We start from the raw sequence: 12,202 nt of genomic DNA, 5'->3' as shown, positions 1-12,202 counted from the left end.
GAATATTAAATGAAAATAACTATCATTTAAATGGTAATTTAGAGGGAATTTAAAATTTGTGATCTAAATCACAAAATATCTATATAAATCATATAAAAAATTCCCTAAATACTTAGTACTTAGGGAATTTCTAAATGTAGATGGCTATTATTAATTGTCTTTTTTAGATGGCTTAATGCCTAATAAATTACAACTTAATTTACTAATCACATGTTCCGCAGTATTTCCCAATAATGCAGCAGACAAACCTGTACGGCCAACTGTACCTAAAATTACTAACTCTGCTTCAATTTCTTTTGCGACTTCAGGAATCACTTCTTCAGGGAAACCTTCACGCACATGAGTGTGGTCTTCACTAATACCAAATTTTTGACGCAATGCTTTCATATTAATGAGATGTTGGCCACGAATACCGTTTTCGTAGCCTGAAGTATTAAATTCTGGTAAATCAATCGCCATATTGATTGGAGCAGAAGGGTAGGCTGCAACTAAGTGAACATTACCACGATTTAAATTTTCAGCGAGTGACATGCCTGTTTCCACTAGTTCTTGATTAAATTCATCTTGATAGTCTTGCTCACCAGAAACATTCACCGCCACAAGAATACGGCGTTGATGTTTCCAATCGCCATCGCGAACCATCAAAACAGGAACGGGGCATTTACGAAGAAGCTGCCAATCCACTGGAGTAAAAATAAGTGAAGTAAAACTTTCTTCATCTTTAGTATATTTCACCACAAGATCATAATTGTTACTTTCAACTTCTTCTTTAATCGCCTCAGCTTCGTTACTATTCCAAACAATGTGAGATTGCAATTCAATTTCCGGATCTGCATATTTATCTAAGTAATATTGAACCGCATGGCGGTGTTTTTTAATTACTTGTTGATGCATTTCTGAACGTTCTTCAGAAGAAAGTAAAGCCGACATTTCATAAGATAAGTCATATACAGATAAAAGTGCGGTGATCTTTACTTTAGTTTCATTTTTTTGTTCTTTCACCAAACGCACGGCACGCGCAAGGGCATATTGTTTTTCATTTTCAGGATTGAGAACAACCAGGATATTTTTAAATTTCATAACAACCTCCAAAATTTACCATAGAATAAGAAAGAATCTTTTGAATGGCAAGGAGCTATTTTCAAAAAGGTGATCTAGTGCAAAATTTATTTTTAATGAATACAAAAAAGGCGTGAAATTCACGCCTTAAAAATTATTCAACTAATGTTATTTTGGTTTTATTCGTGCCAGTTAATTCAATTAAAGCATTGAGATCATTAATTGTAATATATTTTCCTTGCACTGTAAGAACACCTAGTTTTTGAAAGCGTCCCAATAATCGACTGATAGTTTCAACGGTTAAACCTAGATAGTTACCGATATCACCACGCGTCATCGTTAAGCGGAATTCTTTAGCTGAAAAACCACGAGCAGAGTATCGTTTCGAAAGATTATGAATAAAAGCAGCCAAACGTTCTTCAGCATTCATTTTAGACAGTAACAAAATCATTTCTTGATCACTTTTAATTTCATTACTCATTAAGCGCAAAATTTGTTGGCGCAATTTTGGCATTTTACCAGCTAAGTCATCCAAAATATCATAGGGAATTTCACATACCATTGCGGTTTCTAAAGCTTGTGCAAAACTAGGATGTTGCATTTGAGTAATTGCATCAAAGCCAACTAAATCACCAGGTAAATGAAATGAAGTGATTTGTTCTTCGCCAGATTCACTAATAGTGTAGCTTTTAATCGTACCAGAGCGAATTGCATAAATTGAATTGAGGGAATCACCTGCTTTAAAAAGAACTTGTGATTTTTGGATAGGTTTCTTTCGTTCGATAATATTATCAAGCTGATCTAATTCATGTTCGTTCAGCGTAAAAGGAATACAAAGTTGACTAATGCTGCAATCCTGGCAATGAATAGCGCAACCTCCCGATTGAACCCGGCGTCCTGCCTTGGTTTCTGCAACGAAATTTTTCATGTAAGCCTCAAATATTTCGAAAAATTAGTGTAAAATTGATCTAACTCAATAATTATACCACTAAATAGTCATTTTAAGAAGAGTAAAGCATTATGGCAGCAGAAAAATTAACAAAAAAACGGCTAATTCAGATTTTAATCATGTTATGTATTTTAGTTATTGCATTTGTTTGGCGATATTTTTAAAAAACAGAAATCCTTTGATTATTTTTAAAACAAATGGATTATTTCTAAAAAATTTTACTTGTCACACATTTATATATACGTATAATTCAACACCATTAAGCCTGGGTGGCGAAATTGGTAGACGCAGCGGATTCAAAATCCGCCGTTGAATAAACGTGTCGGTTCGAGTCCGACCCTAGGCACCACATACAACCCCTTGACCATTGGTCAGGGGTTTTTATTTTATGCATTTCAGCCAGTAAAATCAATACTTTACGCTCATATTCACCATAAACCCATCAGCAATTCCAACCTCAAATATTGCCATTTTTTAAGTATTTTTATATGTTTTTATGCATCTATTACGCCAAAATTACGCCAACTAACCTTTAAATTTTGACGTACCCTAGCAAAAAAATAGGAGCAAAAAAATGGCAACAATTCGCAAGCGTGGTGATAAATGGCGGGTAGAAATCTATAAAAACGGTATGCGTAAATCCAAAACCTGCGCAACAAAAGCCGAGGCTACGTTATGGGGCGCGGAAGAAGAAAAGAAAATGGGATTGCAGTCGTAAGGTACCACAATTATTTTAACCTAGCATAATTTTATGTGGGGTTTTTCTTTGTAACATCCGTATTTCAAATAAAAAAATAAGCCTAGTGTAATACTAGGCTCATAAATATTTATGCTCTTAGACTAAGCTTCAGTCGCAAGATTACCTAAATCTTTATCAACTAAGAATAAACCTTTACCATCTTCTCCAAGAAGATTTAATTTATCCAAGATACCACTGAATAATTTTTCTTCTTCATGCTGTTCTGCTACATACCATTGTAGGAAATTAAATGCAGAGTAGTCTTTTTCTTCAAAAGTTTTGCCTACTAATTCATTGATTTTACTGGTAATCAATTTCTCATGTTCGTAGGTAATTTCAATTACTTCTTTTAATGATTTATATTCGTGTGATGGCGCTTCAATTGCAGAAATTAGAGCAACTGAGCCTGTCTCATTTAAATAAGTGAATAATTTACGCATGTGTTGCATTTCTTCAGCTGCGTGAGCTGATAAAAATTTTGCAGCACCTTCAAACCCTTTTTGCTCGCACCAAGCACTCATTTGTAGATATAAATTAGAAGAATAAAATTCCAAGTTCATTTGGTCGTTTAATAGTTTTACTACATTTGCTGATAACATTTTATTTCTCCTATCTATTATAAAGTTGCTAACTCACGATCAATAAAGAACAACGCTTTACCATCTTCGCCAACAAGGTTAAATCTATCAATAATTCCACTAAATAATTTTTCTTCTTCGTGCTGTTCTGCTACGTACCATTGTAAGAAGTTAAAAGTAGAGTAGTCTTTATTTTCAAAAGTAACTTCAACTAATTCATTGATTTTGGAAGTTACTAATTTTTCATGCTCTAAAGTTGTTTCAAATACTTCTCTTAATGAAGAATAATCGTGTTTAGGTGCATCGATTTTTCCTAAAAGCGGCATACCGCTGGTTTCACTTACATAATTGAACAATTTTTGCATATGTTCTAATTCTTCATCTGCATGACGAAGTAAAAATGCAGCAGCGCCCTCATAGCCATGAATTGAGCACCATGCGCTCATTTGTAAATATACATTAGAAGAGTAGAACTCTAAATTTATTTGGTCATTCAGCTTGTTTGTGATGATTTGATTAAGCATAACTAATTCCTTTCCATTTGATTGATAAAGTGCAATAAAACTTGACTTGCAATTCTCATTTTAAACTCACAAATGAGAATTGCAAGTTTTTTATTAAAATAAAATGCATATAACCAATTAATTTTAAAAAGAAAAATTAAAAACAATTATTCTCATTTGAGTAATCTAGGCGTATAAAATAATTACAATGTCACAATTAAAACTAAAGATTTTAAATCTACTAACAAATCTTCTATCAATTTATTCAGATTTCACCTAGCGCAATCCAAATCCAGAATTAAATATTATTGTTTTAACTTTTGAATAGAGAAGAAGCAGAGTATCCCTTTTTGACCGCCTCACAAAAGTTACTTTTACATCCATTTAATTTAACATAATATACATTATGCGAAATTAGTTATCAGGTTAGCGAAAGCTACGGATTAAATAAATCACATAGTTATACACAAGTCACAGGTACTAGTAAAACAAGACAAAATAAGGCTAGATAACACGTTGTAACGCGTAATTTTATAGAGTTATTGAATGGATAAGTTGAAATGTAAAGATAATGTAAAGGTGAAATAAGCTAAATCTATGTGATTGCGCTACGTAAAATCTGGATGATTTTTTGGATAATTATTCCCAGAAAAAAACAACAAAAAAGCACGTTTTATTAAAACGTGCTCTTCTAAAAAAATGTGACAACGTATCAGTTAACCTAGTAGTTTTATACCATATTCATATACTTGTTGTAGCAAAGATAGTTTTTCAGGGTTATCTGAATGTTCCTCAGCTAAACGTTGTAAACTTGATTCAAAATCTACCGCACTTTTTTCAAGTTTATTCTGTCGGTATTTTTGCCATTTAATTTGTTCAGCGCGTGTGAGGGTTTTATAAAAATGACGAGCGCGATAATGGAATAATAATTCAGGGATACGTTTATCTTCAAAAGCTAAACCATGTTCAGCTAATTTTTCTGCAGGTAAACTACGTAAAATAGACATATTATTTTTATCAGCATTGCTGAAAAAGCCATTGTACAGCTCAGTTTCTACATTATCATTCGATTCAAATTGACGTTCTTCATTAAAAATATCTGCCACTTTTGCACGAATATCAAAAGATGCTCGTAATTTTGCAAGATTATCCAAGCATAATTGTCGATCTATCCCCAAGCGATTTGCTGTTTCTGGTAACAAGGTTTTGGCTGGCGCTAAAATAGGACATTTATTGATATGCACAAGCTTTAATGGAACAGATGAAACTCCCCTTTCTTCTAATTCCAATTTTTTTGTATATAAATCTGCCCGCAATTCATCCGCACTTTTAGCTAATAAATTATCGATATCGCCAGTTAAATCACAAACAATGAGTGCATTTTGATTTGTAGGATGCCAAGCTAAAGGTGCAACCCAAGTGCAATTTCCACGATAATTTCCTAACATGCCAGAAACATGCACTAAAGGCGACATTGCGCCTGTATCAACCAGCTTTTCGATTTCTTTTTTACCTCGGTTTTCAAAGAAATATTGAAATAATTTAGGCTGTTTTTCTTTAATTAATTTTGCCATAGCAATAGTTGCATATACATCCGCCATTGCATCGTGAGCATTTTCATGCGCAATAGCATTTGCTTTAGTGAGTTTTTCTAATCGGAAACTTGGCATTCCATCATCGTCATAAGCCCAATTTATCCCTTCTGGACGCAAGGCATAACAGGCTCGCACTAAATCTAACAAATCCCAGCGTGAATTCCCGTTTTTCCAGCTGTATTCATAAGGATCAATAAAATTACGATAAAACGTATAACGCGTCATTTCATCATCGTAGCGAATATTGTTATAGCCCATGACACAAGTATTGGGTTGGGAAAATTCTGCTAAGATGTTTGCGGCAAATTCAGGCTCGGAAAGCCCCTTTTCATTACATTCTTGTGGTGTAATTCCTGTTACCATTACCGCTTCAGGAGCCGGTAAATAATCGTTGGTTTGTTTACAATAAAACATTATTGGTTCACCAATGATATTAAAATCAGCATCTGTACGAATACCCGCAAATTGCGCAGGACGATCTGTTGCTGGATTTACACCAAAACTTTCATAATCGTAAATAAAAAAGCTGAAATCTTTTGCCATGACTACTCTCTTTTACGCGATAATTTTATCTAAATAATATAGGCAGAAAATAGCTGATAAACTAAAAATAATACCAGACCAATTTAGCTTACTGATTTTTTCTTTAAAAGCTAATGCGCCAGTTATCGTACCTAAGCAAATTACGCCAATGTTCATTCCTGCGAAAACAAGCGTTGGATTTCCAGCAAAACTTTGATGGGCTTTTATGTAGAATAAAATATTAAAGAAATTCAATACACCTAAAACGATGCCGCCAATTACACTTGATGCTGTCCATTGGGCACGTTTTAAGAATAAATAGATAAACATAACGCAAGCTGCAAGCGAGAAAGAAATAAACAATGTTGCAGGAAATGCACCGCCGCTTTTCGCCACTTGTTTGAATAGAATATCAATAATGCCATACCCAAACCATACGCCGATCAATCCTAAAACACCTTTAAAATTCACCGCACTTTGCCCTTGATTTGGCTTAGTTAATAAACAAAATAAACCTATAAATGCTAATACAATACCAGTGATTTTAGATTGGCTTAGTGTTTCATGAAAAATTAAAAACGCCGATAAAATAGGAAGAAACAACGAAAGACGTTGTGCCGCATCTGAACGCACAATTCCAGCAAACTCCACCGCTTTTGACATAATAATAAACACGCTAGGTAGCAATAAACCTAGCGCTAAAAAAATGGGTGAATTTTCGCTTTGTACAATGTAATCAGTAAATTCTAAACCTTTAAAATCAGGTTTGAGTAAGAAATAACTGAAAGTGATGGCTGTAATGTAGTTGAATGCGATAGCTTGTTCAATAATGATATTTTTTTTACGGGCTATTTTAAGCAAAACTGAAACCGCTACGCTGCAAAGAATAGCAAGAATAAGATTGTACATTTAAATTCCTTATATAATTAAAGTGCGGTCAAAAATCTTAAAATTTTAACCGCACTTCCCTTCTATTTTTTATTCTGTCGCACCGAATCCGCGTAAACCAACAACATGTACGTGCTCTTGGTTACCTGCGATTTTACGCACGAGTTTATAAGTTGTACCTTTTTCCGGGCTAATGTTTTCTGGCGCCGCAATAAGCAACTGCATATCCAAACGTTCGCAAAGCTCAAACAAGGTAGAAATAGATTTACCGTCTAAACGTGCTGCTTCATCTAAGAACAATAAGCGACAAGGCACAATATCTTTACCACGAATTCGACGACTTTCTTCTTCCCAGCTTTGAACAACCATTAAGAGAATTGACATACCTGTACCGATAGCTTCACCAGTAGAAAGTGCGCCACTTTCAGCACGTAACCAACCATCAGCACCCCGGAATACTTCTACTTCAAGCTCAAGATAATTACGGTAATCTAACAATTCTTCACCAATTGTTTGCGCTGTGCGTTGTCCCATATCAATATGTGGATTGATGCGTTGATAAAGCTTCGCCATGGCTTCAGAGAAGGTGATACGGTTATCGTTGAATAAATCTTGATATTCATCTTGCTGACCAGAAAGCGCATCCAATAACATAGCATGGGTATCACGAATATTTACTACTAAACGAACAGATTTCACCTGACCAAACGCAATGTTTTGTAAACCTTGGTTGAGCATACGAATACGATTTTGTTCGCGCTGAATCGTTTTACGCATAATATTTGCAACACTTTCAGAACTGATTGCCAATTTTTTCTCACGGCCAGTTAATTCAGCTGTTAAACGAGAAAGTTCAATTTCCATTTGTTCAATGGCATCAATTGGGTCATCCGTTTTAATAATGTCTTGGCGAATACGTTCACGTAGATGCTGATACACCGCAATAAAGAACCGCACTTTATTTTCAGGTTTGCGACTATCTTCCGACACTCTTAGGCTATCACGTAGATATTCATTATCTGCCACTGCTGTACGCAACGCACCTAATGCTTTATCCGACATTGAACGTAACTCATCTGCAGATAAATAAGCGAGCTCTCGGCGATTGAGGCGTTTTTCCATATCAGAGTTGCGGGATAAGCGTAAAACCACACACCAACTCACTTTCGCTGCTACAACTAATTCACGTTGAGTTTTATAATCACGTTCGGTTTTACGAATAAGACGATTTAAGTTGTCCGCTTCACTTTCAATTAATGTCAGTTGTTTTTCTACATAAGAACGGCGCTGACGGCTTGTTGAAAGCTGTTGATGTAATTCATCACGACGGATACGTGCACGTTCTTCGGCGCTATCATCAGCTCTCACGCCAAGATCGCTAATTTCACCAATCAATTCATTTAAGAGTTGATATTTACTATCGTAAGAGCTTTGTAACTGAATCAATACGCGATTATATTCAGCAAATTGACTTTGTTTTTGACGAACTTGCTCACGTTGCGTATCTCGCTGAGCCTGCATTTGTTCTAAACGTTGGCGAAGTTTTTCATTGAGTTCAGAAGTTTCAGCCTGCCCTGCATCTTCATAACCAAAATGCGGTTTACGTTGTACAACATCAGCTAACGCAAATACGCGTTGTTGAACTTGTTTTTGACGTTCAATCGCTTGAGTTAATTCATTTTTTAAGCCTTCGTAATTTTCTGGATCACTTTGTAAACTATTTGCAATCGGCTCTAATTGTGACAACGTTACACCATATTGACGAATAAAATATTCATCTTGCTCTGCAATATCTAATTGTTCACGACATTCTTCAATACGATCAATTAAATCCTCATCGGCCAACACATTGAGTTGTGGAATTAACTTATTAAGTAATTGCAGTTTTTCTTTTGCATTATCTAATTGAATGCGTAATTGTTGTTCGCCGCTATTAAATTGGTTTAATTCACGATCAATTTCATTACGTTCGCGATTAATTTCAGACATTAACTCTTCTGGATTTGGCTGGAACGCAAGTGCCAAATGCAACCCAACAAATTGGCTGAAATGTTCGTGTAAACGTTGGCATTTTTGTACATCAAACGCAATTTGTGCATGTTGTTCTGCCACTTCATCACGTTCAATTTGTAATTCTTCTAAACGTTTTTCACGTGCGGCACGCCCAAATAACGGGATTTCAGGGAATCTTGAATAGCGTAATTCACGATCTGAAACTTGCACTACAACACCTAGCTCAAGTTCTTGTGCGGATAATACGCTGTCGTCAAATGCGGTAGGATCACCCTCAATTAAATACAAATCGTCTGGGCAATCTTCTAATTGCGCAAGTTGTTCACGCACGGCATTGAGATCACGCACAACAATAGCATGACGTGCAGGCCCATAAAGTGCGGAGAAATAAGGCGCATCTTCAATGGTTACATCATCGTAAAGCTCTGAAAGCAGTACACCACTAAAACGTTCTGCCAACATATTTAAACGTGGATCTTCTGAACCATCTGGCTGACTTAAACGAGAAATTTGTTCGTCTAATTGCAAACGTTTTTGTTCAAGTTGATCACGCTGCATTGTGAGTTCACGCTCTTTCACAAGTTGTGATTGCATAAAGTTCATCACATCTTGGCTATGTTCAAACGTCTCGCCACTTTGTTGCTCTAAACGTTCTAATGCAGCTTGAGCTGTCAGCCATGCCGGTGCTTTACGCGCATTTTCATCATAAAGTGCGGTTAAATTTTCACGTTTTTGACGAAGTGTAGAACGATTTTCCACTTGTTCTGAAAGTTCAGCAGAAATATCTTCAATTAACGCTTCTTGCTCTGCGTGATAATCCTCTAATTCTTCTGCCGTTTGTAAACTTAAATTAGCACGTTGATTAAAATCATTAAGTAATTTGACCGCACTTTGTTGTTGTGCGTAACGTTGCTCAAGTTCATGTAATTTTGTGCGAAGTTGTGGCGTTTGTTGTGCCTGCAATTTTTGGCTTGGATATTCACGTAACAATTCTTTGGCACTTTCCCAGGCTGCAGAACGAGGCATTTCACCTGCAATTTTGCATACCAATTGATACGCTTTATCGAACTGAGATTTCGCTGCTTCAGAAATAGACATTTTGTGCTCAAGCTCAAGTACGGTTTCTGTCAAACTTTCAGCATGTGCTTCAAACTCTGCGTGATAATCTTCCACATTTTTAACACTTAAATCCGCTAAACCGCATAATGTTTTCGCTTTTTCAAGAGCTGTAATGGCTTGTTGATATTGAAGTGCGCGAGTTTGTTGGGCATCTAGTGCTTGTTGATAGTCTGCTAATTGGGCTCGCACCGCATCAATTTCAATTTCAGTTTGCTCAAATTGGGCTTGGCTTTCTTCTAACGCATCATTCGCATCTTCAACCACCATTTTTTGTTCTTCTAAACGCTCGGTGAGTTCTGCAATATCTTCTTGATAACGCGTGATTTTTTCTTGATGACGCAAAGCATTTAGCACTAAGTTAAGATGATCAACCGCACTTTGGTGATCAACTTCTAAAGTACGTTCATTTTCTGCCAATTCAGCCGCTTCTCGACTTAAATCAACTAAACGATGTTGAGATAAATTCTGCTCTGCTTTTGCTTTATACCACTCGCGACGAGATTCTAATGCAGCTTCAATATTGCCACGGCGTTCATTCGCATTGCGCATATAATCTGAAGCAACATAGTTGGTGGTTTCAGTAATTAAATGTTTGAATAAATCGCGATCTGATTGCGTGACCTTAATCGCCTCTAAAGTCATACGGTTCTCACGCAATGCACTTTCCATATCTTGGAAAGCTTTGCGTACGCCTAAATTTTCTGGCAATAAATAGTCACGTAAAGAACGTGTGATCGCACTGGAAATACCACCGTATAAAGACGCTTCGATAAGTTTATAGAATTTGCTGCGGTCTGATGCTGAACGTAAACGTTTAGGAATAATACCTAAATCGAACATCATGCCGTGATAATCGGTGATGGAATGATATTGTTTAAATTGCGCACCAATATTTTCAATTTTATCTTTAAGTTCGTTTAAATTGAGTACGCGTGCTTGACGTTCGCCCACTGTTTCAGTGAAAAGTGCGGTCGGATTTTGAGATAATTCAACACCCTGAATTGAGAACGTTTTTAAATCAACCTTTTTATCACGACCGGCAATTTGTTGCAGACGCACACCAACAAGAATACGTTGATGACGTGAGTTAATGGTATCTAATACCGCGTAACAAACACCCGGACGCAATTTACCATGTAAACCTTTATCGCGAGAACCGCCTGTAGAGCCTGCTTCAGTGGTATTACGAAAATGTAAAAGGGTTAAATCTGGAATTAATGCTGTCACAAATCCAGCCATTGTGGTTGATTTACCCGCACCGTTACCACCAGAAAGTGTGGTAACTAATTCATCTAAATCGAAAGTACGGGCAAAAAAACCATTCCAGTTAATTAAGGTTAAAGAACGGAATTTACCACGCTCTACACCATTGTTTGCAGTCATGCTAAAAGGCATTGGCGTTTCAACGATTTCTTCGACGTTTTCATTTTCCATAATGACTTCATCGCTCTCTAATTCGATTTCATTTTCTAATTCAAAAACATCAGACATTATTCTTGTTCTCCGTCAAATTCTTCGTCAATTTCATCCGCACTTTCCGTATCGTTTTCCTCTAATTGTGCTTGTTTTTCCAACGCTAAGGATTCTGGTGTTGCCGCTTCCCCATCACGAATGAGTCGAGCTTGGGTCTCTAATGGATCATCTCCGCTACGTACTTCCGCACCAAAACGAAATACCGATTCAGAAATCGTAAATTTCCCACTATTTTGTTCGCCAACAGTTTGAATCATACCTAAACGACGTAAACGACCAATTGCAGCCCGTACTTTTTCTGCCAATTTTTGTTTATCTAAGTCAGAACCACTTGAACGCTGATTAACTGCTTTTAATAATTTTCCTTCATCGGCAAGATTTAATAATTCATCATACACTTCTTGCGTGCTAAAAATGCCTTGTTGAGCCAAACGTTCTGGGCTTAAATAAAGATAACAAAGCACTTTACCAACAAGCATTTCCAACTCAGAAAGCACTGAACGCGCAATTAATGTCGTTGCTTTCGGACGAAGATAGAAAAATCCTTCTGGAGCACGAATTAGTTCCACGTTATAGCGACGATAAAATCCGTCTAATTCATTTTGGAAATCCATTAAAAATGCGTGATTATCTAAATGCTCCGTGCTGATATGGCGACCTGAGCGCAATAGACTATCTACCGCTGGAAATATTGGATTTGCAATCGCCACAGCGAGTTTTGGGGAAATTACATCTTGAAGGTTGTCTGTCATAGGTTATTTCTC

At 36.4% G+C, this 12,202-nt stretch carries 9 protein-coding genes and 1 tRNA gene; 2 read left to right on the top strand and 8 right to left on the bottom strand.

The window, feature by feature from the left end; genetic code table 11:
- Positions 1-150: 150 nt before the first annotated feature.
- Together uspE and fnr are read right to left on the bottom strand one after the other, a co-directional pair.
- The gene (uspE, locus tag HMPREF9096_RS04325) at positions 151-1,080 is read right to left on the bottom strand and encodes a universal stress protein UspE (protein ID WP_009500489.1); all 930 of its coding nucleotides are present in this window, start codon (positions 1,078-1,080) and stop codon (positions 151-153) included.
- 133 nt (positions 1,081-1,213) lie between these two features.
- Positions 1,214-1,987: a fumarate/nitrate reduction transcriptional regulator Fnr gene (fnr, locus tag HMPREF9096_RS04330; RefSeq protein ID WP_005634634.1), complete on the bottom strand. Its 774-nt coding sequence runs from the start codon at positions 1,985-1,987 to the stop codon at positions 1,214-1,216.
- Positions 1,988-2,271: 284 nt separating this feature from the next.
- On the opposite strand from fnr, the gene HMPREF9096_RS04335 reads away from it, so the two are divergent.
- Both HMPREF9096_RS04335 and HMPREF9096_RS09245 read left to right on the top strand, forming a co-directional pair.
- Positions 2,272-2,357, top strand: a tRNA-Leu gene (locus HMPREF9096_RS04335).
- Between the two features lie 225 nt (positions 2,358-2,582).
- Complete coding sequence (locus HMPREF9096_RS09245) at positions 2,583-2,726, top strand: hypothetical protein (protein ID WP_009500486.1); 144 nt, start codon at positions 2,583-2,585, stop codon at positions 2,724-2,726.
- Positions 2,727-2,848: 122 nt separating this feature from the next.
- Here the strand turns inward: HMPREF9096_RS09245 and ftnA (HMPREF9096_RS04340) are convergent, their stop codons facing one another.
- From ftnA (HMPREF9096_RS04340) to mukE, 6 genes are all read right to left on the bottom strand, one after another.
- Positions 2,849-3,346: a non-heme ferritin gene (ftnA, locus tag HMPREF9096_RS04340; RefSeq protein WP_005637808.1), complete on the bottom strand. Its 498-nt coding sequence runs from the start codon at positions 3,344-3,346 to the stop codon at positions 2,849-2,851.
- Positions 3,347-3,363: 17 nt separating this feature from the next.
- Positions 3,364-3,849: a non-heme ferritin gene (gene ftnA / locus HMPREF9096_RS04345; protein ID WP_005634630.1), complete on the bottom strand. Its 486-nt coding sequence runs from the start codon at positions 3,847-3,849 to the stop codon at positions 3,364-3,366.
- A 695-nt stretch (positions 3,850-4,544) separates the two neighbouring features.
- Positions 4,545-5,966, bottom strand: coding sequence for an exodeoxyribonuclease I (gene sbcB, locus HMPREF9096_RS04350; protein ID WP_009500485.1), 1,422 nt, complete (start codon positions 5,964-5,966; stop codon positions 4,545-4,547).
- Positions 5,967-5,978: 12 nt separating this feature from the next.
- On the bottom strand, positions 5,979-6,854 hold the full coding sequence (locus tag HMPREF9096_RS04355) for a hypothetical protein (protein ID WP_009500484.1): 876 nt from the start codon (positions 6,852-6,854) through the stop codon (positions 5,979-5,981).
- 69 nt (positions 6,855-6,923) lie between these two features.
- Positions 6,924-11,456, bottom strand: coding sequence for a chromosome partition protein MukB (gene mukB / locus HMPREF9096_RS04360; RefSeq protein ID WP_009500483.1), 4,533 nt, complete (start codon positions 11,454-11,456; stop codon positions 6,924-6,926).
- Positions 11,456-12,190, bottom strand: a complete 735-nt coding sequence (gene mukE / locus HMPREF9096_RS04365; protein WP_009500482.1) for a chromosome partition protein MukE — start codon at positions 12,188-12,190, stop codon at positions 11,456-11,458. The genes mukB and mukE overlap by 1 nt, the downstream gene beginning before the upstream one ends.
- Positions 12,191-12,202 lie beyond the last annotated feature (12 nt).

The organism is Haemophilus sp. oral taxon 851 str. F0397, assembly GCF_000242295.1.
In the GTDB taxonomy this organism is placed as follows: domain Bacteria; phylum Pseudomonadota; class Gammaproteobacteria; order Enterobacterales; family Pasteurellaceae; genus Haemophilus.
This window is presented reverse-complemented; position numbering and strand designations above follow the sequence as displayed.